Origin of the sequence: Streptomyces sp. NPDC046716 (assembly GCF_040645755.1) — a bacterium.
GTDB lineage: Bacteria > Actinomycetota > Actinomycetes > Streptomycetales > Streptomycetaceae > Streptomyces.
In genome coordinates this window covers 1-25408 of sequence record NZ_JBEYYU010000094.1, presented here as the reverse complement: position 1 = coordinate 25408, position 25408 = coordinate 1, and the positions used below count along the sequence as shown (strand labels likewise).

The following is a 25408-nucleotide window of genomic DNA, read 5'->3' as shown; positions in this document are numbered from 1 at the left end:
CGGCGTCGTCAAGATGGGCACCGCGATCCAGGTCGTCATCGCCCCGCGCCCCTGAAACGAGCTCCGCTCGTCCAGGGGAGGCTGCGCGCAGCGCATGCCTCAGGGGCGCGGGGAACTGCGCGAGAAGCGGCCACCGAGCCGCGGACGAAGAACGGCCCAGGGGCGCGGGGAACTGCGCGACCAGCCACGACGGCGCCGCGCCCGACGCCCGATCCCGACCCGCGCAACCACCACGAGCGATACGGAGTACAACGCAATGCCACGCGTAAGACACCCGCTCAACAACGACGTCACCCGCCGCCGCGCCCTCCTCGGCGGCGCGGCGGCCACCACCCTCCTGGCCACCGGAACGGCCACCGGCACCGCCCGCGCCGCGGACACCCGGGCCACCGACGTCGACGTCGACGTCGCCATCATCGGCGCCGGCCTCGCGGGCCTCACCGCAGCCCGCGACCTGACCGCCGCCGGCAAGAAGGTCCTGGTCCTGGAGGCGCGGGACCGCGTCGGCGGCCGGGTCGTCAACCTGAAACTGCCGAACGGCGGCACCACGGAGGGCGGCGGCGAGTTCCTCGGCCCCACCCAGGACCGGATGAAGGCCCTCGCCGAAGACCTCGGCGTCGAGACCTTCCCGACGTACAACACCGGCAAGAACGTCCTCTACAAGGACGGCAAGCGCACCCCGTACGCCACCGACGGCCTCCTCGGCTCCGTCCCGCCGATCGACGCGGCGGGCCTCGCCAACGCCGCCGCCGTGCAGGCGCTGCTCGACGACATGGCGAAGAAGGTCCCGGTCGAGGCGCCCTGGACCGCGCCGAAGGCCGAGGAGTGGGACCGCCAGACCTTCGAGACCTGGCTGCGCGCCAACGCGGTGATCCCCTCGGCCCGCTTCCTCCTCGAAGTCGCCTGCACCTCGGTCTTCTCGGCGCAACCCCGCGAACTCTCCCTGCTCTACGTCCTGTTCTACATAGCGAGCGCGGGCAACGAGTCGACGCCGGGCACCCTGGAACGCCTCACGGAGACGGCGGACGGCGCGCAGGCCACCCGTTTCGTGGGCGGTTCGCAGCAGGTGCCGCTGAAGCTGGCGGCGCGGCTGGGCGACCGGGTCAGGCTGTCCGCGCCCGTGCGGAAGGTGACCCGCACCGCCGACGGCCGCTACACGCTCACCGCCGACGGCGTCACGGTCACCGCGAGCCGTGTCGTGGTCGCCGTGCCGCCGCCGCTCGCGGCCCGCATCGACTTCGCCCCGCTGCTCCCCGCCGCCCGCGACCAGCTCGCCCAGCGGCTGCCCATGGGCTCGATCGGCAAGGCGATCGCGGTGTACGACACCCCGTTCTGGCGGGCGGACGGGCTGAACGGCCAGGTCGTCAGCGACGCCGGCACCGTCCGCTCCTCCTTCGACAACTCGCCGCCCGACGGTTCCTACGGCGCGCTGATGGGGTTCATCGAGGCCGACCGGATGCGCGCGTTCGACGGGGCGTCCGAGGCCGACGTGAAGGCGGCGGTGCTGAAGGACTACGTGACGTACTTCGGCGAGAAGGCCGCGAACCCCACCGGCTTCGCCCTCCAGCGCTGGGACAACGAGGGCTTCTCGCGCGGCGGCCCGGTCGCCTACGCGCCGCCCGGCGTGCTCACCCAGTACGGCGCCGCGCTGCGCGCGCCGGTGGGCGGCATCCACTGGGCGGGGACGGAGACGTCCGCGTACTGGTGCGGGTACATGGACGGCGCGGTGCGCTCCGGGGAGCGGGTGGCCAAGGAGGTCGCGGCGGCCCTGTAGGGAGGCCGCCGCACACCGGTCAGGATTCGAGAAGCGGTGGCTGCCGTGCCACGCCTAGCGTGAAGGACATGGCAACCACCGCTTCCACCACAGCCCCCGTCTCCCTCGCCTCCGTCACCCTCGAGGTGGCGGACCCCGAGGCCGCCGCCGTCTTCCACCGCGCCTTCGGCGTCGACGCGTACGTCGGCCTCCGCGCCGCCGAGGACGCGCCCGCCGACGGCTTCCGCGGCTTCACCCTGGCGCTCACGGTGTCCGGGCCCGCCACCGTCGACGGCTTCGTCGGCGCCGCCGTGGACGCCGGCGCCACCGTGCTGAAGCCCGCCACCAAGTCGATGTGGGGCTACGGCGGTGTCGTGCGGGCGCCCGACGGCACCATCTGGAAGATCGCGACCTCCGCGAAGAAGGACACCGGCCCGGCCACCCGCGAGATCGACGAGTTCGTGCTGCTGCTCGGCGTCGAGGACGTGAAGGCCACCAAGCAGTTCTACGTCGAGCGGGGCATGGCCGTGGCCAAGAGCTTCGGCGGCAAGTACGCCGAGTTCGCCCCCGGCACCGGGAGCGTCAAGCTGGCGCTCTACAAGCGCCGCGGCCTGGCCAAGGACCTCGGCGTCGCCGACGACGGCACCGGCGCGCACCGCATCGTCCTGGGCGGCACCGGCGCGTCCTTCACCGACCCGGACGGGTTCGTCTGGGAGGGCGAGAAGTGAAGCTCCGGTAGGGAGTCCCGCCCCGCCGCACTGAACGTCCCGTCCACCGGGAAGGGACGTGACGGGATCACGCGCCACCCGCCTCACTCAGCCTTTGCCTGCAGCCCTGTTCCTGACGGAGCGTCAGTTCAGTAATCTGACAGTGCGTCAGTTAAGGCCCGGAACCTCAAGGCCTCAGTCGTTGCTGTCACACAGCTGTCACACAGAGGAGCGGGCGGAGCGATGCTTGGATCGACGTACGGCACCCTGACCACCGACTCCCGCCGGGCCCGCGTGATCGCCTGCGGAGAGCAGCCCGGCCCCGCCGTGCACGGCAGGGCCGGTTCCGACGAAGTGGATGTGAGCGGCCGCCCGCTGCACGCCGACGTGGTGGACCTGGACCGGTTCTTCCGGCCGGAGTCCGTCGCCGTCGTCGGCGCCTCGGACGCCGAGGGACGGCCCAACACCGGGATCACCCGGCAGCTGATGGCCTGGGCCGAGCGGGTCGGCGCCCGCCTGTACCCGGTGCACCCGACCCGCGCGTCCGTCTTCGGGCTGCCCTGCTCGGCGTCGGTCGCGGACCTGCCCGAGCAGGTGGACCTGGCGGTGCTCCTGATCGCCGATCCGCTGCCCGTCATCGAGCAACTGGCCGATACGAAGGTGAAGTTCGCGGTCGCCTTCGCCTCCGGGTTCGCCGAGACCGGCGAGGAGGGCGCGGCGGCGCAGGCCCGCCTGACGGCGGCCGTCGAACGCTCGGGCCTGCGACTTCTGGGCCCCAACACCAACCTCAACGCCTTCGAGCGGTTCCGCGACGACCTCGAAGGACCGGCGATCGCCCTGATCACCCAGTCCGGCCACCAGGGCCGGCCCGTCTTCACCCTCCAGGAGCTGGGCATCCGGCTCTCGCACTGGGCGCCCACGGGGAACGAGGCGGACCTGGAGACCGCCGACTTCATCTCGTACTTCGCCCAGCGGCCCGAGGTCGGCGCCATCGCCTGTTACGTGGAAGGGCTCAAGGACGGCCGCTCCTTCCTGCTCGCCGCCGACCGGGCCGCGCGCGAGGGCGTGCCGGTCGTCGCCGTGAAGGTGGGCCGCACCGAGACGGGCGCCCGCACCGCCGCCTCCCACACCGGGAAGCTGACCGGGGCGGACGCGGTCGTGGACGCGGCCATGCGCCAGTTCGGGGTGATCCGGGTCGACGGACTCGACGAACTCCAGGACACGGCGGCCCTGTTGGCCCGCGCCAAGCCGCCGACGGCCGACGGCGTCGTCGTCTACTCCATCTCCGGCGGCACCGGCGCCCACTTCTCCGACCTCGCCACCTCGGCGGGCCTCACCCTCCCCACCCTCTCCGACGCCAAGCAGTCCGAACTCCACCAGTGGATACCGGAGTACCTGAACGTCGCCAACCCCGTCGACAACGGCGGGCACCCGGTCGGCGACTGGCGCGGCCCGAAGATCATCGACGCGATCCTCGACGACCCGTCGGTCGGGGTCCTCATCTGCCCGATCACCGGCCCCTTCCCGCCCATGAGCGACAAGCTGGCGCGGGACCTGGTCGACGCGGCCGAGCGCACCGACAAGCTGATCTGCGTGGTCTGGGGCTCGCCGGTCGGCACCGAGGACGCGTACCGGGAGACCCTGCTCGGCTCGTCCCGGGTCGCGACCTTCCGCACCTTCGGCAACTGCGTCGGGGCCGTCCGCGCCTATCTCGACCACCACCGCTTCACGGCCGCCTACCGCTCCCCGTTCGAGGACGCGCCGCGCGGGCCGTCGCCGTCCTTCCGCAAGGCGCAGAACCTGATGCGCCCCGGGCACCAGCTCAGCGAGCACGCGGCGAAGCAGCTGCTGCGCGCGTACGGGATCCGGGTGCCGCGCGAGCAGCTGGTCACCAGCGCCGCGGCGGCCGTCCGCGCCGCGTCCCTCGTCGGCTACCCGCTCGTCATGAAGGCGTCGGCGCCCCAGCTCGCCCACAAGTCCGAACTGGGCCTGGTGAAGGTGGGATTGACCTCGGCCAGCCAGGTGCGGGATGCGTACCGCGATCTCACGGACATCGCCCGGTACGAGTCCATCGACCTGGACGGGGTGCTCGTCTGCCAGATGGTCGAGCGGGGCGTGGAGATGGTCGTCGGCGTCACCCACGACGAGCTGTTCGGGCCGACCGTGACGGTGGGGCTCGGCGGGGTGCTGGTCGAGGTGTTGCGAGATACGGCGGTGCTGGTGCCGCCGTTCGGCGAGGACCAGGCTCGGGCGGCGCTCGACGGGTTGCGGGGGCGGGCGCTGCTCGACGGGGTCCGGGGGGCGCCTCCGGCGGACATCGACGCCTTGGTGGAGGTCGTCCTACGGGTGCAGCGCATGGCTCTCGAGCTCGGCGGCGACGTGGCCGAGCTGGACATCAACCCGCTGATGGTGCTGCCGCGGGGGCAGGGGGCGGTGGCGCTGGATGCCCTGGCGGTGTGCCGGTGACACCCGAACCGTCTCCGGCCGCGCCCCTCGCCGTGTCCGATCACGCGGTCGCTCCGCGCGGGGTGCGCGGGGTGCGCGGTCGAGTGCGGGTTTCGTCGTGGCTGGTCGCGCAGTTCCCCGCGCCCCTGGACCGTCACTCACGCGCGGGTCTCGTCGTGGCCGGTCGCGCAGTTCCCCGCGCCCCTGGACCGTCACTCACGCGCGGGTCTCGTCGTGGCCGGTCGCGCAGTTCCCCGCGCCCCTGAGGCATGCGCTCCGCGCAGCCTCCCCTGAGGCTGCGGCTCCGCCGCGCCTCTCTTGATGAGATGGCGCACGAAGTGCGCATCTCAGGGGCGCGGGGAACTGCGCGAGAAGCGGCCACCGGGCCGCGCGGGACGGACCACCCAGGGGCGCGGGGAACTGCGCGACCGGCCCCCACCCACCCGCGGACGAAGGCTCCACCCCATCCGACCCGACCCTGAAACGGACCCCGCATGACAGACGCGAACGTGGAGAAACAAGTACTGCACCACACCGAGAACGGCGTCTCCTGGATCACCCTCAACCGGCCGGAGGCCATGAACGCCGTCACCTGGGACCAACGCGAACGCGTCATCACCCTGCTCGAAGAAGCCACCGCCACCCCCACCCTCCGCGCAGTCGTCATCACCGCCACCGGAAAGGGCTTCTGCGCGGGCGCCGACCTAAGAGGCGCCCCCACCACGGACACCCGGATCCCCGGCGACGTGGCCCGCACCATCCGCCAGGGCGCCCAGCGCCTCATCGCCGCGATCCTCGACTGCGAGAAACCGGTGATCGCCGCCGTCAACGGCACCGCCGCCGGCATCGGCGCCCACCTGGCCCTCGCCTGCGACCTGGTCCTGGCCGCGGAGTCGGCCAGGTTCATCGAGGTGTTCGCCCGCCGCGGCCTGGTCCCGGACGGCGGCGGAGCCTATCTGCTGCCCCGCCTGATCGGCCCCCAGCGCGCCAAGGAGCTGATGTTCTTCGGCGACGCCGTCCCGGCCGCCGACGCCCGGACGCTCGGGCTCGTCAACCGCGTCGTCCCGGACGGCGACCTGGCGAAGACGGCCCGCGAGTGGGCCGAACGCCTCGCCACCGGCCCGACCCGCGCCCTCGCCCTCACCAAACACCTCGTGAACGCCTCCCTGGACAGCGACCGCGCGACCGCCTTCGCGGCGGAGGCGACGGCCCAGGAGATCAACATGACGACGCGGGACGCGCAGGAGGGCGTGGCGAGTTTCGTGGAGCGGCGCTCACCCACGTACGAGGGCAGGTAGGACGGGGCGTACGGGCCGCGCGGTCACCAGGCCAGCGGATACCGCACCGCATGGCCACCGATCCGCCCCGGCAGCATCCCGATGGCCACGAGCAGCACCGTGGCGAGCACGAGCAGCGGCAGGAACGGCCACGGGGACGGCCCCTGCAACACCACGATCACGGCGGTCGCGGCGGCCGGCGAGTGCGACAGGTGGGTCAGCATCATCGCGCCCAGGGACAGCCCGGCCGCGATCGCCGCGCCCCACGTGGTGCTGCCGGTCACCGCGTGGGTGGCGAAGCCGATGCAGGCGGCGAGGAGCTGGCCGCCGACCAGGTTGCGCGGCTGGGAGATCGGCAGCCCCGGCGCACCGTGCACCAGCGCGGCGCTCGCGGCGATCGGGGGTATCAGCAGCGGCTGGTGGAGCAGGACCCCGATCGCGGCCAGGAGCAGCAGGGCGCCGATCGCGAAGGTGGTGGCACGCAGGGCGTGCAGGGCGTGCGGGCGGGGCGGCGGGGTGCTCACTCGGGTACTCCGGGCAGGTCGGTGCAGGGCTGTGCGGGAAGAGCGCAGGTCAGAGAACCCCCGAGCATAAACAAACTGTTGATTGAAACCAGAATCGCTTGCCTCTCCGGCAACGACCCCTTCCCATCTGACGGCCCGTCAGTTTCAATGGGGCCATGATGGGACACGCAGGAATGGCGGCCACAGTCGTCCGGTACCTCAGGTCCGTCGGCTCCCCCACGTCGTCCGGGCCCGTGGAGGCGCTGCCCCGCCCGGACCTGCGCGCCGTCGGCGACGACGAACGGGCTCCGGTCGACCCGGCCGAGTTCCGCCGGGTGCTCGGCACCTTCGCGAGCGGCGTCACCGTGATCACGGCGCCCGGCCCCGACGGGCCGGCGGGCTTCGCCTGCCAGTCCTTCGCGTCGCTCTCCCTCGATCCGCCGCTGGTGGCGTTCATGGTGGCCCGTACGTCGACGACCTGGCCCCGGATCGCCCGCGCGGGCGCCTTCTGCGTGAACGTCCTCGCCGCCGGTCAGAGCGAGCTGTGCCAGGGGTTCGCGGTGAGCGGGGCCGACAAGTTCGCGGGGGTGGAGTACGACGCGGCGCCGGTCTCCGGTTCGCCCCGCATCGACGGGGTCGCCGCCTGGATCGACTGCACCATCCACGCCGTGCACACCGGCGGCGACCACCTCGTCGTGGTGGGCCGCATCACGTCCCTGGGCACCCCCACCACCCCCGAATCCCCCCTCCTCTTCCACCGCGGCCACTTCGCCACCCTGGAGGACTGAGCGGAACCGGCCGCGCAGTTCCCCGCGCCCCTGGGAACATCGTCGCCCGCGGGCCGGTGGCCGCTTCTCGCGCCGTTCCCCGCGCCCCTGAGGCATGCGCTCCGCGCAGCCTCCCCCAGAGGCCGCGACTCCGTCGCGCCTCTTGAAGAGGTGCCGCACGAGGCGCACCTCCCTTGCCGGGACACCGCACGGGATGCGCCTCTCTTGATGAGACGGCGCACGCAGTGCGCGTCTCAGGGGCGCGGGGAACTGCGCGACCAGCCACGACGGCGCCGCACCCGAGAACAGGCCCGCTCAGACGGCCACCCGAACGCGCGGAGCGCCCCCGCGCCGAATCACCAGAGCCATCAGCGCGGCCCCCGCGCACAGCCCGCCCGACGCGTACCACACCACGTCGTACGACCCGAAGACGTCCCGGGCCACCCCACCCAGGAACGCCACCACAGCGGCGCCCACCTGGTGCGAAGCCAGCACCCACCCGAACACGATCGCGCTGTCCTCCCCGTAGTGCTCCCGGCACAGCGCGATGGTCGGCGGAACCGTCGCCACCCAGTCGAGCCCGTAGAAGACGATGAAGAACAGCATCGGCGGATGGACGGACGGCGCGAGCAGCATCGGCAGGAAGACCAGCGAGATGCCGCGCAGGGCGTAGTACACGGCGAGAAGACGCCGCGCCTCGAACCGGTCCGTGAACCAGCCGGAGGCGATCGTCCCGACCACATCGAACACCCCGATCACGGCGAGCAGCGACGCCGCCGCCGTCACCGGCATCCCGTGATCGTGCGCGGCGGGCACGAAGTGCGTCTTGACCAGCCCGTTCGTGGAGGCACCACAGATCGCGAAGGTCCCGGCGAGCAGCCAGAACGGCCCGGTCCGCGCCGCGGAGAAGAGCACCGTCACCGCCCGCCGCGCGGCCCCCGTCACCGGCGCGGGCTTCGGCACGAACGCCTCGGCCCCGTACGGCCGCACCCCCACGTCGGCCGGATGGTCGCGCAGCAGCAGCCACACGAACGGCACCACGGCGAGCGCCGACAGCGCGACGGTGACCGCGGCGGGCCGCCAGTCGTGCTTCTCCACGATCCAGGACAGCAGCGGCAGGAAGACCAGTTGCCCCGAGGCGCCGGCCGCGGTGAGGATGCCGGTGACGAGCCCGCGCCGGGCGACGAACCACCGGTTGGTGACGGTGGCGGCGAAGGCGAGCGCCATCGAACCGCTGCCCAGGCCCACCAGCACGCCCCAGAAGAGGATCAGCTGCCAGGCCGCCGTCATCCACACGGTCAGCAGCGAGCCGAGCGCGATGACGCTCAGCGCGACCGCCACGATCCTGCGTATCCCGAAGCGGTCCATGAGCGCGGCGGCGAACGGCGCCGTGAGCCCGTACAGCGCCAGATTCACGGACACGGCGAAGCCGATCGTGCCGCGCGACCAGTCGAACTCCTCGTGCAGCGGCTCGATGAGCAGGCCCGGCAGCGAGGCGAAGGCGGCGGCGCCGATGATCGTCACGAAGGTGACCGCGGCGGCGGCCCAGGCCCAGCGGGCGCCCGGCCGCCCGGCGGTGGCCCCGGTGGGGGCGTCGGTGGGTTCGGAAGTCTGCGTCGTCGTCACGACAGTCAGCTTCGGCCAGTGGTGGCGGCCGGACCAGTGGCCCGAATGACAGTATTCGTTAGAATCGGGCCATGGCCATCCCACCCGTTCCCCGGTCCGCCCGGCACCGCGTCGTCGTGCTGGCCCTCGACGGCGTGATCCCCTTCGAACTCGGCATCCCCCAGCGGATCTTCGGCCGCGCGCGCGACGCTTCGGGCGAGGGGCTGTACGAGGTGGAGACCTGCGGCGTCCGCGCGGCCGGGCCGGTCAGGACGGACGCCGACTTCTCGATCCTGGTCGAGCGCGGCCCCGAGGCGCTGGCGGCGGCCGACACGGTCCTGATCCCGGCCTCCTACGAGCTGGGCCCGGTGTACGAGGAGGGGCGCCTGTCCCCGGAGCTGGCGGCGGCGCTGGCCCTCGTCCGGCCCGGGACCCGGCTGGTCTCCATCTGCACCGGCAGCTGGGTGCTCGCCGCCGCGGGGCTGCTCGACGGCCGGCCCGCGACCACGCACTGGGCGGACGCCGACGCGTTCCAGCGGATGTTCCCCTCGGTCCGGGTCGACCCGGACGTGCTGTTCATCGACGACGGCGACGTGCTCACCTCGGCGGGGGTCGCGGCCGGGATCGACCTGTGCCTGCACATCGTGCGCCGCGACCACGGCGCGGCCGTCGCCAACGACGTGGCCCGGCGCACCGTCGTCCCGCCGCATCGCGACGGTGGGCAGGCCCAGTACATCGAACGGCCTCTGCCCGAGCCGCAGTTGGCGACCACCGTGGCGGCGCGGGCCTGGGCGCTGGCGCACCTTCACGAGCCGATCCAGTTGCGCGACATGGCCGGGCAGGAGGCCATGTCGGTACGGACGTTCACCCGGCGGTTCCGGGAGGAGACCGGGGTCAGTCCGGGGCAGTGGCTCACCCGCCAGCGCGTGGAGCGTGCCCGCCATCTCCTGGAGACCTCGTCCCTCTCCATCGATCAGGTGGCCACCGAGTCGGGCTTCGGCACGGCCCAGTCGATGCGCCAGCATCTCCAGTCGGCCCTGGGAGTAACCCCCACGACCTACCGCCGCACGTTCCGCGCCACGAACTGATCGCACAAGCGCGGCTCTCGTCGTGGCTGATCGCGCAGTTCCCCGCGCCCCTGGGCAGTTCTTCGAGCGCGGCCCGGTGGCCGCTTCTCGCGCAGTTCCCCGCGCCCCTGAGATGCGCACTGCGTGCGCCATCTCATCAAGAGAGGCGCGCCCCGTGCGACGCCTCATCGGAGAGGCGCGCCCCGTCCGCCACCTCACCGGAGAGACGCGCCCCGTGCGACGCCTCGTCTGGGAGGCGCGGCGGAGCCGCAGCCTCGAGGGGAGGCTGCGCGGAGCGCATGCCTCAGGGGCGCGGGGAACTGCGCGACCAGCCACCACGGCGCCGCACCCGACCACCACCACCCCCGCGCGGAGCACCGACCCGTACACGCCGCTCCCCCCAGAACCCCACAACCCCGAGCACCACAGTCACCCCCACCCCCGAAAGCACCGCCCCACCCGGCGACACCACCCGCAACAACACCCCGGCCAAAGACCCGCTCCCGGCATACCCGGCCCCCACAGCCGCGTACATCACGGAGTACCCCGCAGCCAGCGCCCCGGGCGGCAGCACCTCCCGCAGCATCAGATTCCGCGTCAGCATCGCCCCGGCCTGCAACACCCCGGCCACCACGAGCCCCACCGCGACCACCCCCGCCCACGGCACCAGAGCGACCCCGGCCACACACCCCGAGACCCCGAGCACCAGCACGAGCCCCTGCGTCGGCAGCCGCCCCGGCCACGACCGCAGCCCGTACACGAAGGCCCCGACCGCCGACCCGACCGAGAACCCGGCGAGCAGCGGCCCGGCAAGACCCACCCCGAAGCCCCGCTGTTCCAGCAGTGCGGGCAGGATCAGTTCGGCCATGGCGAGCAGCGACAGGCTCGCCGCCCCGGTGACATACACGGGCCAGGCCCGCATCAACACCCGTACACCCGGCCGCCGTTCACCGGCACCACCGGCGGCCGCCCAGCCGGGAGGCAGCAGCCACAGCCCCGGCACCGAGAGCGCCATCAGCCCGCAGGCGAGCAGCAGCGGCACCCACGGCGCCACGGACAGCGCGAGCCAGGCCGTCGCGGCGGGTGCCAGCGCCCACACCCCGAACGTCAGCATCGACTCGAACGACATCGCCTGCTGAACGGCCCGCTGCGGCGCCAGCGCGGTCAGCAGCGCCCGCAGCCCGCCCGGCGCGGCCCCGGGCGCCGCCCCCGCGACGAAGGCGAACACCCCGAGCAGCAGGGGCGGCGCCCCGTGCAGCACCCCGAGCGCGCCGAACCCGCACGCGCCCACCGCGAGCCCGGCCGCCAGCTGCGGTCTGGCCCGCTCGGCCCGCAGCCGCGTACCGAGCAGCGGCGCGCCGACGATCTCCCCGACCACGTAGCCGGCGGCGAGCACCGCGCCCAGCGTGTAGCCGCCGGGCCGCTCCCGTACGAGGAAGACGAGCGCGAGCGGCGCCATGGCGACGGGCATCCGCGCGCCGACGGCCACGAGGGCCCAGGCCAGTACGGACGTGCCGGACTCGCGGAACAGCAGGCGGTAGCTCATCCCCCGACCGTAGAGGCGTTCAGAACGTCAGCACTCCCCGGGCCACCCGCCCCGCCTCCGCGTCGGCCACCGCCTTGCCGAAGTCCTCCACCGGATAGACCTGGGTCACCAACTCGTCGAGCAGCAGGCGCCCTTCGGCGTACAGGTCGGCGTACAGCCGGATGTCGCGCTGCGGCCGCGACGATCCGTAGCGGCAGCCCAGGACCGACTTGTCCAGGAAGAGAGCCGCGGGCACGAACGACGCCTCGGCGTCGGCGGCCGGCATCCCGAGCAGCACGGCCTGCCCGTGCCGGTCGAGGAGGTCGATCGCGGCCCGCACCAGTTCCACCCGCCCCACGCACTCGAAGACGTGGTCGGCGCCGTCGGGCAGCACCTCGCGCACGGCGGCCACGTCGGTCAGGAACTCGGTCGCGCCGAACTGCCGCGCCACCTCCTCCTTCGCCGGGTTGGAGTCGACGGCGACGATCCGCAGGGCGCCCGCGATCCGGGCGCCCTGGAGCACGTTGAGCCCGACGCCGCCGGTGCCGATGACGACGACGGAGTCCCCGCGGTCGACCCGCGCCCGGTTGAGCACGGCGCCGACCCCGGTCAGCACCCCGCACCCGATCAGCGCGGCGGACGTCAGCGGGATCTCCCGCGGGATCTTGACCGCCTGGACGGCCTTCACCACGGTCCGCTCGGCGAACGCCGAGTTCGACGCGAACTGGTACAGCGGCTCGCCGCCCCGCGAGAACGGCTGCTGCGGCCGCCCGATCGCCCGCCGGCACATGGTCGGCCGGCCCCGGTCGCACTCGGCGCAGGTGCCGCAGTTGGCGAGGGTGGAGAGCGAGACGTGATCGCCCGGCACCACATGGGTCACCCCCGCCCCCACGGCCTCCACCACACCGGCGCCCTCGTGCCCGAGCACGACGGGACGCGGGAACGGGATGGTCCCGTCGATCACCGACAGGTCGCTGTGGCACAGCCCGGCCGCGGCGACGCCCACCAGCACCTCCCCGGGTCCCGGGTCCCGTATCTCCAGGTCGTCGACCACGACGGTCTGTCGGCCGTCGAACACCACACCCCTCACAACGCCTCCCTGGGCAGGCCGAGCACGCGCTCGGCGATGATCGTGCGCTGGATCTCGTCCGAGCCGCCGTAGACGGTGTCGGCCCGGCTGAACAGGAACAGCCGCTGCTGTTCGTCGAGTTGGTACGGCGCGTCGGGCGTCCAGTCGTGCGGTCCGGCGGCCGCGGCGGCGCCCCGCACCCGCAGCGCCAGCTCCCCGAGCCGCTGGTGCCAGCCGCCCCACAGCAGCTTGGCGACGCTCGGGGCGCCCGCGTCCTCGGCGCCGCCGAGGGTGCGCAGCGCGTTCCACCGCATGGTCCGCAGCTCGGCCCAGAGCCGCACGATGCGGTCCGCGAGCACCGGGTCCCGTATGGCACCGGAGGCGACCGCGTCACGCACGACGCCGGTCAACTCCTCCTGGAAACCGATCTGCTGGGCCAGCGTGGACACCCCGCGCTCGAAGCCGAGCAGCCCCATGGCGACCCGCCAGCCGTTGCCCTCGCCGCCCACCACGTCCTCGGCGACGGCCCCGTCGAAGAACACCTCGTTGAACTCGCTGGTCCCCGTGAGCTGCGGGATCGGCCGTACGTCGATGCGGCCGGGCTGATTCATGGGGACGAGGAGGAAGGAGATCCCGTGGTGGCGGCGCGAGCCCGGCTCGGTCCTGGCGAGGACGAAGCACCAGTCGGCCTGGTGGGCGAGGGACGTCCACACCTTCTGGCCGCTGACCCGCCACCGCCCGTCGCCGTCCCGCACGGCCGCGGTGCGCAGCGAGGCCAGGTCGGAGCCTGCGCCGGGCTCGCTGTACCCCTGGCACCACAGCTCCTCGCCGCGCGCGATCGGCGGCAGGAAGCGGCGGCACTGCTCCTCGGTGCCGTGCGCGAGCAGGGTGGGGGCGAGCAGGTTCTCGCCGATGTGTCCGTGGCGGCCCGGCGCCCGGGCCCGCGCGTACTCCTCGGCCCACACCACCTGCTGGGTGAGGGTCGCGACGCGGTTGCCGTAGCCGCCCTCGCGCCAGCCGATTCCGATCCAGCCGCCGGAGCCCAACTCCCTTTCCCACGCGCGCCGTTCTCCGGCGGCCTCGTGCTCGCTGCCGGGCCCGCCGCGCCCGGCGATCCCGGGATGTGCCCGGATGTGCTCGGCGAGCCAGGCCCGCGCCTCGCTCCGGAAGGTCTCGTCGTCGTCCCCGAACCCGAACTCCACGCCCCGCCACCCCCGTCCGCTACTGGTTGGGCCGTTCCTTGCCGGCGGCCGCCCGTGCCATCTCCTCCAGCTGGGCGAGCAGTGGCATCGGGTCGGTGCCGACGGCGCCCGGCAGGAAGTCGGCGATCCTCTCCGGCGTCCAGGACCCGCCCTCGGCGTACCCGGCGCGCAGCTCGCGCGGCTGCGCCCACACGGCGATCTTCGGCCCGGCGACGGTGTACACCTGGCCGGTGATCTTCTCCTCGCGGGCCCGGTCGCTGAGCAGATAGACGACGAACGCCGCGACGTCCTCGGGCTCCCCGATCTCCTTCAGCGTCATGGGCACATTGGCCGACATGCGCGTACGGGCGACGGGTGCCACCGCGTTGGCGGTCACCCCGTACTTGTGCAGGCCGAGCGCGGCGCTGCGCACCAGCGAGATGATGCCGCCCTTGGCGGAGCTGTAGTTGGCCTGGGCGACGGAGCCCTGGTGGTTGCCGCTGGTGAACCCGATCAGGGTGCCCGAGCCCTGCTTGCGCATCACGGCCGACGCGGCCCGGAACACGGTGAACGTGCCCTTCAGATGGGTGGCGACGACCGGGTCCCACTCCTCCTCGGACATGTTGAAGAGCATCCGCTCGCGCAGGATCCCGGCGACGCACACCACTCCGTCGATCCGCCCGTACGTCTCCACGGCGGTGTCCACGATCCGCTGCCCGCCGGCCATGGCCGACACGTCGTCGGCGACGGCGACGGCCTCGCCACCGGCCGCCCCGATCTCCTTGACGACGCCGAGCGCGACCTCGGACGTGGGCTCGCCGCCCTCGATCGACACCCCGTAGTCGTTGACGACGACCCTGGCGCCCTCGGCGGCGCACGCGAGCGCCACGGCCCGCCCGATGCCGCGCCCCGCCCCCGTCACGGCGACGACCTTGCCTGCCAAGAAGTTCCCCATGCCCGGCCCCTTCCCGCGGTTTCTGACGACCCGTTAGATTTTGCTTCCGGTCGGATTCTACGACCCGTCAGATACGGGAACACAAGACCTGGCGCACAACAGCACACAACACCCGGGAGGACCCGATGCCCCTGCCCGCCGAGTTCCACGACATCGCCAAGCGCGTCAACAACTGGGGGCGTTGGGGCGAGGACGACGAGATGGGCACCCTCAATCTCGTCACCGACGAGGTGGTCCGCGAGGCCGCGGCCGGGGTCCGCACCGGCCGCCGGGTCCCGCTCGCGCTTCCCCTGAAGGAGGACGGCGTCCAGTCGGGCCTGATCCCCGGGCGGATCAATCCGCTGCACTCGATGGTGCAGATCAACCAGGAGATCTTCGGGCCCGGCACGGTGGCGTGCAGCGACGACGCGGTGACCATGGGGCTCCAGGCGGCCACCCACTGGGACGCCCTCACCCACGTCTCGCACTCGGGCCGCCTCTACAACGGCCGCCCGGCGGGCACCATCACCGCCCACGGCGGCGCCGAGTTCGGCGGCATCGACAAGGCCCCGTACATCGTCTCGCGCGGCGTCCTGCTCGACGTGGCGGCGGCGAAGGGCCTGGACCGGCTTCCCGGTGACCATGCGGTCACCCCCCAAGACCTGGACGAGGCGGCCGAGTTCGGACGCGTGGAGGTGCGATCCGGTGACATCGTCCTGGTCCGCACCGGCCAGGTCCAGGTGTACCTGGCCGGCGACAAGCACGGCTACGGCTATCCCTCGCCGGGCCTGTCGGTGCGCACCCCCGAGTGGTTCCACGCCCGCGATGTGGCGGCGGTCGCCAACGACACCCTGACCTTCGAGATCTTCCCGCCGGAGATCGAGGACCTGTGGCTCCCCGTGCACGCCCTCGACCTGGTCGAGATGGGCATGCTCCAGGGCCAGAACTGGAATCTGGAATCTCTGTCCACAGCCTGTGGAGAGCTGAGCCGCTACAGCTTCCTGCTCTCCGCGATGCCGGAACCCTTCAAGGGTGCGACAGGCACCCCGGTGGCACCGGTAGCCGTCTTCTAGACCGGGCGAAGTGAGATCCGGGGGCGCGGGGAACCGCGCGACCGGCCACCGCCCGAGACGCCCCCGGAATCTTGCCGAGGGCCCCCGTCACAAGGGCCCTCGACATCCCCTCGCGGCGAATCGCCGTCCACAAGCGTGACTAAACGGACACGTCCCGTCAACAGCCGTACGGGTATTTGCGGTTTATGCGCACAATCTTCAGGCGCTCACGGAAGCACTGGGCCGGAGCGCACCCGGCGCGGTGGCCCCCGCCGACCAGCCGGTCCCGGCCACGGACGAACAGCGGTCGATCTCGCACCAGATGGCCTTGCCCGCACCCTCCGGACGCCAGCCCCAGCGGTCGGCGAGGCCGTCGACGAGTTCGAGCCCCCGCCCGTTGGTCTCCTCGCCCTCGGCGTGCCGGGGCGCCGGCGGGCGGGCACTGGAGTCGGCGACCTCCACCCGCACCGTGCCCGGACACGCCCCTCCGGCGCACGGCAGCACCATCCGGAGCACGGCCGGCCGACCGGTGTGCACCACGGCATTGGTCACCAGCTCGGAGACGAGCAGGATCATCGTCTCGGCGGCCGGCTCGTCGGGATCCACGCCCGAGCCGGCGAGACGCTGCCGCGCCCACCTGCGGGCCCGCCCCACCTCCGCGGGGTCGGCCCCGACCTCAAGTTGAACCTGAAGCACCTGCACCGCTCACACCATCCGAACCGGCGGACACGTCGCCTCGCGCCACTGACCTTGCTGGCCCTTGCAGAAGATCACGGACCGTGACCCCCGTGCTGCACAGCATGGTTGACGTACAGTCACCCCAACAAGCGCTTCGGGCATATTCCAGCGCGAAGGAGTACCCGTACGGCATACTGTGCGACGCGCCTTGCGGGGGGTCGAACAGGCGGGCGTGATGCACCGCCATGGGCCGCGAGCGGCGCGCATCCGCTGCCCCGGAGCCGCCTCTGAGGCAACACCGGCACTGTCGCACGGGTTCAGCACCACTCGCATCTGCCACAAGGTACCGGAGCCGGAGGCCGACTCCACGGCGTGACGAGCCCCGCGAAGGACACAACCCGATATCAACACTCCGTCACTGTGCGTACACCTCTCGTCAGGGCGTGCCCCCGGGGTGTCACAGCGACGCCGCGAGCGTCTCCTCCGCGTCCCGCGCCCGGCCGGCCAACTCGGCCCGTGTCCACGCCCGCTTCAGGTGCAGATGAACGCCGCCCTCCCAGGTGAAGCCCATGCCGCCGTGCACCTGGAGGCAGTCGCGGGCCCCCTGGACGGCGGCCTCGTCGGCGAGGAGTTCGGCCGCGGCGACCTCGACGGGGTCACCGGTCACGGCCGCCGCGTACACCGCCGCACGGGCGATCTCGACCCGTACGAGCATCTCTGCGCACAGATGTTTCACTGCCTGGAAGGCCCCGACGGGCTGTCCGAACTGCTCGCGCTCCCGGGCGTGTTGAACCGCCATGTCGAGCGTGCGGCCGGCCGAGCCGAGCTGTTCCGCCGCGTACAGCAGGGTGGCCCGCCACGGCGGGCGGGTCCGCTCGCCGCCGGGCACCCGGTGCAGCGGGGTGAGCGGGTCGACGGGCGCGGCCAGCGGTTCGGCGCCCGCCGGGTCGCCGCGCACCACGTCGGACGCGTCGAGCCACGGCACGAGCCCGTTGTACGGCACCGTGACGACCGTCTCGCCCGCTGCGGCGCCCTGGACCTCGCCCGCCGCGAGGAAGGTGGCCACCAGCGGTCCCGGCACCAGGGCCCGGCCGCACTCCTCGAAGACCAGCACCGCCTCCGCGAGGCCGAGCCCGACGCCGCCCGACTCCTCCGGCAGGCACAGGCCGAACAGCCCGGCCGCGCCCAGCTCCCGCCACAGCTCCCGGTCCAGCGCGGGCGCGGACCCGGCGGTGTCGACGGACGCCCGCAGCGCCTCGCGCCCGAACCGGCGGGTCAGCAGCTCGCGCGTGCCGTCCCGCAAGGCCCGCTGTTCCTGGGTCAGTTGGAAGTGCACGGCCCGCTCACCGTCCGCCCTTGGGAAGGCCGAGGATGCGCTCGGCGACGATGTTGCGCTGGATCTGCGAGGTACCGGCGGCGATGGTGTACGACAGCGACGACAGCCGGTCGAGGGTCCACTCCTGCCCGGTGTCCAGCGCGCCCGCGCCGCCCAGCACGCCGGCGGCGACGTCGTAGAGCCGCTGGCGGGCATGGGAGTACCGCAGCTTGAAGACGGACCCGCCGACCCCCGGGACGCCGCCGCTGGCCTGTGCCTCGCTGACGTTCCACTGGGTGAGCCGCCACAGGGCGCCGAACTCGGCCGTGAGCAGTGCCAGTTCGCGACGCAGCACCGCGTCGTCCCACCGGCCGCTCTTCTTCGCGTGGGCGGCCAGTTCGCCGAGCACCCGGCGGCAGGCGACGACCTCCCCGACGAAGGCGGTCCCGCGCTCGAACGACAGCGTCACCATGGTGACCCGCCAGCCGTCGTCCTCCTCCCCGACCCGGTTGCCGACCGGGACCCGCACCTCGTCGAGGAACATCTCGGCGAACTCCGTGGACCCGGCGAGGGTGCGCAGCGGCCGCACCGTGATGCCCGGCGCGTCCATCGGCATCGCGAGCCAGGTGATCCCGCGGTGCTTGGGCACGTCGGCACCGACCGGGGTGGTCCGCACCAGCAGCTCGCACCAGTCGGCGACCTCGGCGTGCGAGGTCCAGATCTTCGAGCCGCTGATCACGTAGGCGTCGCCGTCGCGCACCGCCTTCGTCCGCAGGGACGCCAGATCGGATCCGGCGCCGGGCTCGCTGAAGCCCTGGCACCACACCTCGTCCCCGCGCAGCACCGGCGTCAGCCACCGCTCGCGCTGCGCGGCCGTGCCCTCGGCGGCGATGGTCGGGCCCGCGTGCAGCAGCCCCACGAAGTTCGCGCCCACGTACGGGGCGCCCGCCCGCTCGGTCTCCTCCAGGAAGATCAGCCGGGTGGTCGGCGAGGCACCCCAGTGCACGTCCCCGTACCCGGCGTCGTACAGGCGGCGCTGCCAGCCGGTGTCGTAGGCCCGCCGCCCCGGCCAGTCGCCGGGCGACGGCTTGGGCGGCAGCGCGGGCAGCACCCCGCCCAGCCACTCCCGCAGCCGCGCCCGGAACGCCTCTTCCTCCTCGGTGTACGTGAGGTCCACGGGGGCTACCGGTCCAGGTCGAGGCCGAGCATGCGGATGGCGTTGCCGCGCATCAGCTTGTAGACCGTCTCGTCGTCGAGGCCCTTCACGTGGTCGAGGGCGACCTCCTTGGTGTTCGGGAAGGTCGAGTCGACGTGCGGATAGTCGGTCTCGAAGGTCGCGTTGTCGCGCCCGACGACGTCGAGCGAGGCGACGCCGTGCTTGTCGCGGAAGAAGCAGCAGAACATCTGCCGGTAGTAGTACGTGGACGGCGGCTCGGGGATGAGGTCGCGGACCCCGCCCCACGCCCGGTGCTCCTCCCAGACGTCGTCGGCGCGTTCGAGCGCGTACGGGATCCAGCCCATCTGCCCCTCGCTGTAGGCGAGTTTGAGCGTCGGGAACTTCACCAGCACTCCGCTGAACAGGAAGTCCATCATCGAGGCCATGGCGTTGTTGAAGCTGAGCGAGGCCTGGACGGCGGGCGGGGCGTCGGGGGACGCGGCGGGCATCTGGGAGGAGGACCCGATGTGCATGTTGACCACGGTCCCGGTCTCCTGGCACACGGCGAAGAACGGGTCCCAGTACCCGGAGTGGATCGACGGCAGGCCGAGATAGGTGGGGATCTCGGAGAAGGTGACGGCCCGGACGCCCCGCGCGGCGTTGCGCCGGATCTCGGCGACGGCGAGGTCGACGTCCCACAGCGGGATGATGCAGAGCGGGATCAGCCGCCCGCCGCTGTCCCCGCACCACTCGTCGACCATCCAGTCGTTGTAGGCGCGCACGCAGGCCAGGGCCACTTCCTTGTCGTGCGCCTCGGCGAAGGTCTGCCCGCAGAAACGCGGGAAGGTCGGGAAGCAGAGGCTGGCCTCGACGTGGTTGAGATCCATGTCCGCCAGGCGCGCCTTGGGGTCCCAGCAGCCGCGCCGCATCTCCGCGCGGGTGATCCCCTCCAGCGTCATGTCGTCGCGGTCGAAGCCGACGGCCGCGATGTTGCGCTTGTACGGGAACTTCAGGTCCTCGTAGATCCACCAGTCGGTCGGCGGCCCGTCGGGATCCATCGTGATCTGGTACTTGCCCGCCACGTAGGCGAGTTCGCCGATCCCGGCGGTCAGCGGCTTGGGCCCCTTGTCGCGGTACTTGGCCGGCAGCCAGGTCTCGAAGAGATGGGCCGGTTCGATCACATGGTCGTCGACGCTGACGATGCGCGGCAGTTCCGTCATGAGTGCTGAGCCCCTCCACCGAACGATCCGTACGATCCGTACGTTTCTGATGACCCGTCAGATACCAGGCTAGCCCCGCACCCCTGGACCGACAAGAACCACGGACTTACGCTCTCCCTCACATCTGACAGGTCGTCAGTTTCGATGCCGGCTCGAAGGGGTACGCAGATGACGGACACCGCACACGCCCTGGGCGCGTCCCGCACGCTCTGGGAACTGGTCGAACGCCGCGCCGCCCTGACCCCCGACCGCCCGGTCTTCCTCCAGGGCGAACGCGTGCTGACCTTCGGCCAGTTGCGCGACCGCGCCGAACGGATCGCGGCCGGCCTCCACGAGCGAGGGGTCCGCCCCGGCACCGTGGTGGCCTGGCAGCTGCCCACCCGGATCGAGACGGCCCTGCTCACCTTCGCGCTGGCCCGCATCGGGGCGACCCAGACGCCCGTCATCCCGTTCTACCGGGACCGCGAGGTCGGCTTCGCGCTGCGCGAGTCGAAGGCGGAGTTCTTCGCGACGCCGGGCGTCTGGCGGGGCTTCGACCACACGGAGATGGCCCACCGGCTCGGCTCGAAGGGCGTCTTCGAGGCGTACGAGAACCTGCCGGAGGCCGACCCGTCGGTCCTCCCCGCGCCGCCCGCCTCGGGCACGGACGTCCGCTGGATCTACTGGACGTCGGGCACCACATCGGACCCCAAGGGCGTGCTGCACACCGACCGTTCACTGATCGCGGGCGGCTCCTGCCTGGCCCACGCGCTGCGGCTGTCGGAGTCGGACGTCGGCTCGATGGCCTTCCCCTACGCGCACATAGCGGGCCCCGACTACACGGTGATGCTGCTCCTCTACGGCTTCCCCGCGGTGCTGTTCGAGCAGTTCGCGCTGCCGGACGCGCTGGGCGAGTACCGGCGGCACGGGGTGACGGTCGCGGGCGGCTCGACGGCGTTCTACTCCATGTTCCTGGCCGAGCAGCGCAAGGACCCCGACCGCAAGGTGATCCCGACGCTGCGGCTCCTCGCGGGCGGCGGCGCCCCGAAACCGCCCGAGGTCTACCACTGCGTGGTCCGCGAGATGGACGTCCAGCTCACCCACGGCTACGGGATGACCGAGGTCCCGATGATCACGATGGGGGCCCCGGACGACACCGCCGAGAACCTCGCGACGACGGAGGGCCGCCCGCCGGAGGGCATGGAGATCAGGATCGTCGACGAGGCCGGCCGGCCGGTTCCGGCCGGGGTCGACGGCGCGGTGCGGCTGCGCGGCGAGGCCGTCTGCCAGGGCTATCTGGACCCGGCGCAGTCGGCGGACGCCTTCGACGCGGACGGCTTCCTCGTCACCGGCGACCTGGGCCACGTCCTGCCCACCGGCCATCTGGTCCTCACCGGCCGCGCCAAGGACATCATCATCCGCAAGGGCGAGAACATCTCGGCGAAGGAGATCGAGGACCTGCTGCACGCGCACCCCTCGGTCCAGGAGGCGGCGGTGATCGGCCTCCCGGACCCGGAGCGGGGCGAACGCGTCTGCGCGGTACTGGAACTGGCGCCCGGAGTCACCGAGTTGACCCTCACCGAGGTGACGTCCTACCTCCGCGCCGAGGGCCTGTCGACCTTCAAGCTCCCGGAACAACTGGAAATTCTGACCGCCCTCCCCCGCAACGAAACCCTGCGCAAGGTCCTCAAGTACAAACTGAGAGAACGGTTCAGCGCCTGAGAAGGCGCCCCGCCAGGGGCGCGGGGAACTGCGCGCTCAGCCACGACGCGACCCGCGCCCGACGACGAACCCCTACTCCGGCACGGTGAAGTACAGCGCGAACCCGCGCACGGCCTCGTCCTCGGAGACCCGCCCGTCACCGTCACCGTCCAACGAGGCGACGGCCTGGTCGGCAACCCCGCCCTCGACCCCCAGCGCCCGCAACACCCGCGCGGCACCGTCCACCCCGACCCCGCCGTCACCCCGGTCCGGCTCGGCCAGAGCGATCGCGGCGCGCAGGAACGGCCGCGCGATCTCGGCGAACCGCTCCGGGCTGTCCCGCAGCCGCTTCACGGCCCCGGTCACGAACTCCCCCCGGGTCACCCGCTGGTCCCCGTCGACATCGGCGATCCCGGCCATGCCCTGCCAGAACGCCTCGGCCCCGGCGAACAGGTCCTGCCCCTTGTCGCAGCGCGCCGTGACATCGAACTCGGCGAGCAGCGCCTTCGCCGCGGCGTAGAAGTCCTCGCGGTCGATGTAGCCGTTGCCGTCCTGGTCGAAGCCGGCGAACCGGGCCGCGATCCTCCGCTCGTCCATGCTGATGGGCCGCCTCTCACGTCGATGGGTCCTACGCCTGCGAGCGTACGTCGAACAGCGCGGCAGGGGGCCCGAAGTGCACGTTTGTGGCAGGACCGCAGAGGTTCCGCGACATGGGCGCCGCGCCGGGGCGCGTACCGGGACTACGCGGAGAGCGGCGCCGCGTCGTCGGCGACCGCCGCCGCCACGTCCGGGTACACCTCGAACAGCCGCCGTACCCCGAGCGCCCCGAGCACCCGGTTCACGTGCGACCCGTCCTCGGCCCCGCGCGCGGGCAGGATGAGGCGCAGCTGCCCCTGGCACGAGCGCATCAGCCGACGGGCGGCTATCAGCACACCCACCCCGCTGGAATCGCAGAACAGCACGTCGGAGAGGTCGAGCACGACGCTGTGCCGGCCGTCGGCGACGGCGTCGTGCACCTGCTGGCGGAGCGCCGGGGACGTCACGAGGTCCATCTCGCCCGAGACCCGCACGACGGCCCAGTCGCCCTGTCCCGACTCGGTCACCTTGAGCACCACGCCCATCGCCTCTCGCTCGACGTCACTTCACTTCTGTCAAGATCCGGAATAATCGCCTACGTTTTTCTCCTGCGCGGCTGCCCGACCGCATCGCGCTGAAACACCCCCGCACACCTATCACATATGACGCTGTTGAGACCGAGCCGGTTGGTTCACCGTCAAAACGGTCAGACGGTCGTCCGCGCATTCCCGAAGGGGTCCCGCTTCCTTATCACCTGAGGCCGCCAGGGGCGCACAATGCCGCAAAGGGGCGTGCGTTGTCGGTGACCCGGACTACATTCGGGTAGGAGGCACGCAGTTCGGAAGCAGAAGCAGCAGAGCACGAGCAGCAATACGTACGGGCAGCCGGTGAGGGGGCTCCATGCCCAAGGACACTCCGTCCCGCTGGGACCGGAGGATGCAGCAGCGTCTGGCGCACGGCGAGGCCGCGGCGCTCGGGGAGCTGTACGACCGTTTCGCATCCCTGGTGCACGGCCTGGCCCACCGCGTCCTGGACGACGAGGACGCCGCGGACCAGATCACCCGCGAGGTGTTCACCCAGATCTGGGAGAACCCGGAGGCCTACGACCCCAAGTCGGGCCCGCTGCGCTCCTTCATCGCCACGCTCGTCCACCGGCATGCCGTGCAGCGGCTGCGGCAGACCGAGTCCGCCGCCCTCGTGCGCAGCGGCCGGGGCACCACCGAGGACCTGGAGCGCAAGGTGCGCCGCGCCTCCGCCGCCGCCCGCGCCGACTACATCGTGACGTCCATGCCCGCCCCGCTGCGCGCCGCGCTCGAACTGGCCTATTTCCAGCGCCGTGACTACCGCCAGACCGCCGCCGACCTCGGCGTCACCGAGGACGAGGCGCGCCGTCGGCTGCGTCTGGGGCTGCAGCTGCTGTCCACGGCCCACGACAGCGGCACCCCGCCCGGCGGTGGCTACGGGAGGCCGGCGTGAGCGGCGCGGGCGGCCCGGGCCGCCACGACCCGTTCGACCCGTTCGGCGACGAGCCGGACCGGCCGGGCGAGACCGGCGGCGCCGCGGAGGCGGCCGCCCGGATACCGACGCCGCGCAGCTCCGTCGAGGACACCGGGGTCCCGCTGCCGGACGTGCCCGCACCCGCCCCGCTCGTCCTGGAGCACCGCGTGCTCAAGTCACTGCTCGGCGCGTGGGCGCTGTCCGCCTGCTCGCCCGAGGAGTCCCTCGCCGTCGAGGACCACCTCGGCGAGTGCGGCACCTGCGCCGAGGAGGCGCTGCGGCTGCGGGACGCCGTCGGGCTGCTGCACCCCGAGGAGACCCTGGACCTCGATCCGATGCTCCGCGCCCGCGTCCTGGAGGGCTGCCTCACCCGGCGCCCTCCGCGCGTCCCGGTCCCCGCCTGGACCGCCCCGTACGACGCCGAGACCGCCCGGCTCGACGCGCTGCTCCAGGACTTCGGCGACCCGGAGTGGCACGCTCCGGTCCGGCTGCGCTGGTACGAGGGCGACGAGCAGGTCAGCCGGAAGACGACCGTCGCCGGGGTCATCGCCCATCTCACCTGCGTCGACGGCCTCGTCGCGCGGTCGCTCGGGCTCGACGATCCGGCCGGTCCCGCGGGCCGGGAGGGGCTCGGGCCGCTGCAGCGCACCGAGGCGTACTGGAAGGCCGCCTACTTCCCGGCGACGCGGGCCGTGCGGGCTCCGTGGCGGGACCAGACGCATGCCGTGATCCGTACCGTGTCGTTCGCCGGGGAGGACGCGGCGGGTGCCGGTGGCACCGGGCAGCTTCCCGTCTCGTACGGGGACTTCACGCTTCCGCTGCGGGACGCCATGATCGACCGGGCCTTCGAGTGCTGGGTGCATGCCGGGGACATCGCGGATGCCGTCGACTATCCGTACGCGGCGCCGTCGCCGCGCCATCTGAACCGGATGATCGATCTGGCCGCGCGGATGCTGCCCGGGTCCCTGGCCGGGCGGCGGCGGGCCGGGCTCGCGGCGCCGGTCGGTGACGAGGGGGCCGGGCGGAGTCTGCGGCTCGAGGTCGAGGGGGCCGGTGGGGGCGAGTGGCTGATCGCCCTCGACTCGCCCGGCGGGGTGGGGTCCGCCGAGCGGGAGGTGGCTCATGTCGCGCTGGACGGTGTGGAGTTCTGCCGGCTGGCGGCCGGGCATGTCTCTCCGGAGGAAGCGGCGGCCGGTCAGCTCGGTGACCGTGAGGCGATCCGCGACGTCCTGCGCGCCACGGCGTCCTTGAGCCGCATGTAACCCAGGGCATCGTTGTCGCCTGCGGCCCGGTGGGGGCTGGTCGCGCAGTTCCCCGCGCCAGGGGCGCTTCGTGCCCGCCGGGCCCTCCGGGTCGCCGCTGCGCGGGCTGGTCAACGTGTTGCCCACCGGGCGGAACTTC

At 72.7% G+C, this 25408-nt stretch carries 23 protein-coding genes; 11 read left to right on the top strand and 12 right to left on the bottom strand.

Annotated elements, in window-relative coordinates; all coding sequences use genetic code 11:
- Positions 1 to 256: 256 nt before the first annotated feature.
- The 4 genes from ABZ930_RS38980 to ABZ930_RS38965 all read left to right on the top strand — a co-directional run bounded on the left by ABZ930_RS38980 (position 257) and on the right by ABZ930_RS38965 (position 6203).
- Positions 257 to 1774 (top strand): FAD-dependent oxidoreductase, encoded by a 1518-nt coding sequence (locus tag ABZ930_RS38980; RefSeq protein ID WP_361559463.1) that lies wholly within the window; start codon positions 257 to 259, stop codon positions 1772 to 1774.
- A gap of 68 nt (positions 1775 to 1842) precedes the next feature.
- Positions 1843 to 2481 (top strand): glyoxalase, encoded by a 639-nt coding sequence (locus tag ABZ930_RS38975; RefSeq protein ID WP_361559460.1) that lies wholly within the window; start codon positions 1843 to 1845, stop codon positions 2479 to 2481.
- Positions 2482 to 2703: 222 nt separating this feature from the next.
- Complete coding sequence (locus ABZ930_RS38970) at positions 2704 to 4926, top strand: acetate--CoA ligase family protein (protein ID WP_361559457.1); 2223 nt, start codon at positions 2704 to 2706, stop codon at positions 4924 to 4926.
- A gap of 473 nt (positions 4927 to 5399) precedes the next feature.
- Entirely contained in the window at positions 5400 to 6203 is an 804-nt protein-coding gene (locus ABZ930_RS38965; RefSeq protein WP_361559454.1) for an enoyl-CoA hydratase-related protein, read from the top strand.
- A gap of 23 nt (positions 6204 to 6226) precedes the next feature.
- Here ABZ930_RS38965 and ABZ930_RS38960 read toward each other — a convergent pair whose 3' ends face one another.
- The gene (locus ABZ930_RS38960) at positions 6227 to 6706 is read right to left on the bottom strand and encodes an HPP family protein (RefSeq protein WP_361559451.1); all 480 of its coding nucleotides are present in this window, start codon (positions 6704 to 6706) and stop codon (positions 6227 to 6229) included.
- Positions 6707 to 6864: 158 nt separating this feature from the next.
- Between ABZ930_RS38960 and ABZ930_RS38955 the strand changes: the two genes are divergently transcribed.
- Complete coding sequence (locus ABZ930_RS38955; RefSeq protein WP_361559472.1) at positions 6865 to 7473, top strand: flavin reductase family protein; 609 nt, start codon at positions 6865 to 6867, stop codon at positions 7471 to 7473.
- A 294-nt stretch (positions 7474 to 7767) separates the two neighbouring features.
- On the opposite strand, the gene ABZ930_RS38950 is transcribed toward ABZ930_RS38955, so the two are convergent.
- The gene (locus ABZ930_RS38950; RefSeq protein WP_361559448.1) at positions 7768 to 9078 is read right to left on the bottom strand and encodes an MFS transporter; all 1311 of its coding nucleotides are present in this window, start codon (positions 9076 to 9078) and stop codon (positions 7768 to 7770) included.
- A gap of 71 nt (positions 9079 to 9149) precedes the next feature.
- On the opposite strand from ABZ930_RS38950, the gene ABZ930_RS38945 reads away from it, so the two are divergent.
- The gene (locus tag ABZ930_RS38945; protein ID WP_361559445.1) at positions 9150 to 10145 is read left to right on the top strand and encodes a helix-turn-helix domain-containing protein; all 996 of its coding nucleotides are present in this window, start codon (positions 9150 to 9152) and stop codon (positions 10143 to 10145) included.
- 283 nt (positions 10146 to 10428) lie between these two features.
- On the opposite strand, the gene ABZ930_RS38940 is transcribed toward ABZ930_RS38945, so the two are convergent.
- Genes ABZ930_RS38940 through ABZ930_RS38925 form a run of 4 tightly spaced genes read right to left on the bottom strand, consistent with a single transcriptional unit; the run spans position 10429 to position 14854 of the window.
- The gene (locus ABZ930_RS38940) at positions 10429 to 11670 is read right to left on the bottom strand and encodes an MFS transporter (RefSeq protein WP_361559442.1); all 1242 of its coding nucleotides are present in this window, start codon (positions 11668 to 11670) and stop codon (positions 10429 to 10431) included.
- A gap of 19 nt (positions 11671 to 11689) precedes the next feature.
- Positions 11690 to 12739, bottom strand: coding sequence for a Zn-dependent alcohol dehydrogenase (locus ABZ930_RS38935; protein WP_361559439.1), 1050 nt, complete (start codon positions 12737 to 12739; stop codon positions 11690 to 11692).
- A complete protein-coding gene (locus ABZ930_RS38930; RefSeq protein WP_361559436.1) occupies positions 12736 to 13920 on the bottom strand; it encodes an acyl-CoA dehydrogenase family protein in 1185 nt (394 codons plus the stop codon). Before ABZ930_RS38930 ends, ABZ930_RS38935 begins: the two co-directional genes overlap by 4 nt.
- A gap of 19 nt (positions 13921 to 13939) precedes the next feature.
- Positions 13940 to 14854: an SDR family oxidoreductase gene (locus tag ABZ930_RS38925; RefSeq protein ID WP_361559433.1), complete on the bottom strand. Its 915-nt coding sequence runs from the start codon at positions 14852 to 14854 to the stop codon at positions 13940 to 13942.
- A 125-nt stretch (positions 14855 to 14979) separates the two neighbouring features.
- Between ABZ930_RS38925 and ABZ930_RS38920 the strand changes: the two genes are divergently transcribed.
- Positions 14980 to 15906 carry a cyclase family protein gene (locus ABZ930_RS38920; protein WP_361559430.1) on the top strand — a complete coding sequence of 309 codons (927 nt, stop codon included), beginning with the start codon at positions 14980 to 14982 and terminating at the stop codon, positions 15904 to 15906.
- Between the two features lie 198 nt (positions 15907 to 16104).
- Here ABZ930_RS38920 and ABZ930_RS38915 read toward each other — a convergent pair whose 3' ends face one another.
- From ABZ930_RS38915 to ABZ930_RS38900, 4 genes are all read right to left on the bottom strand, one after another.
- Positions 16105 to 16587, bottom strand: coding sequence for an ATP-binding protein (locus tag ABZ930_RS38915; RefSeq protein ID WP_361559427.1), 483 nt, complete (start codon positions 16585 to 16587; stop codon positions 16105 to 16107).
- Between the two features lie 433 nt (positions 16588 to 17020).
- Positions 17021 to 17899: an acyl-CoA dehydrogenase family protein gene (locus ABZ930_RS38910; protein WP_361559424.1), complete on the bottom strand. Its 879-nt coding sequence runs from the start codon at positions 17897 to 17899 to the stop codon at positions 17021 to 17023.
- Positions 17900 to 17906: 7 nt separating this feature from the next.
- Positions 17907 to 19055 carry an acyl-CoA dehydrogenase family protein gene (locus tag ABZ930_RS38905; RefSeq protein WP_361559421.1) on the bottom strand — a complete coding sequence of 383 codons (1149 nt, stop codon included), beginning with the start codon at positions 19053 to 19055 and terminating at the stop codon, positions 17907 to 17909.
- Between the two features lie 5 nt (positions 19056 to 19060).
- The gene (locus ABZ930_RS38900; RefSeq protein ID WP_361559418.1) at positions 19061 to 20254 is read right to left on the bottom strand and encodes an amidohydrolase family protein; all 1194 of its coding nucleotides are present in this window, start codon (positions 20252 to 20254) and stop codon (positions 19061 to 19063) included.
- Positions 20255 to 20422: 168 nt separating this feature from the next.
- Here ABZ930_RS38900 and ABZ930_RS38895 point away from each other — a divergent pair, with 168 nt between their 5' ends.
- Positions 20423 to 21955, top strand: coding sequence for an AMP-binding protein (locus ABZ930_RS38895; protein ID WP_361559415.1), 1533 nt, complete (start codon positions 20423 to 20425; stop codon positions 21953 to 21955).
- A gap of 72 nt (positions 21956 to 22027) precedes the next feature.
- Here the strand turns inward: ABZ930_RS38895 and ABZ930_RS38890 are convergent, their stop codons facing one another.
- Positions 22028 to 22531, bottom strand: coding sequence for an EF-hand domain-containing protein (locus tag ABZ930_RS38890; protein ID WP_361559412.1), 504 nt, complete (start codon positions 22529 to 22531; stop codon positions 22028 to 22030).
- Between the two features lie 143 nt (positions 22532 to 22674).
- Complete coding sequence (locus ABZ930_RS38885) at positions 22675 to 23055, bottom strand: STAS domain-containing protein (RefSeq protein ID WP_361559409.1); 381 nt, start codon at positions 23053 to 23055, stop codon at positions 22675 to 22677.
- A gap of 355 nt (positions 23056 to 23410) precedes the next feature.
- Between ABZ930_RS38885 and ABZ930_RS38880 the strand changes: the two genes are divergently transcribed.
- The 3 genes from ABZ930_RS38880 to ABZ930_RS38870 all read left to right on the top strand — a co-directional run.
- On the top strand, positions 23411 to 23986 hold the full coding sequence (locus ABZ930_RS38880) for a sigma-70 family RNA polymerase sigma factor (RefSeq protein WP_361559406.1): 576 nt from the start codon (positions 23411 to 23413) through the stop codon (positions 23984 to 23986).
- A gap of 101 nt (positions 23987 to 24087) precedes the next feature.
- Positions 24088 to 25269 (top strand): zf-HC2 domain-containing protein, encoded by a 1182-nt coding sequence (locus ABZ930_RS38875; protein WP_361559469.1) that lies wholly within the window; start codon positions 24088 to 24090, stop codon positions 25267 to 25269.
- Between the two features lie 70 nt (positions 25270 to 25339).
- Positions 25340 to 25408: cobaltochelatase subunit CobN (locus tag ABZ930_RS38870; RefSeq protein ID WP_361559466.1), on the top strand; the 69-nt coding region annotated here is incomplete at its 3' end.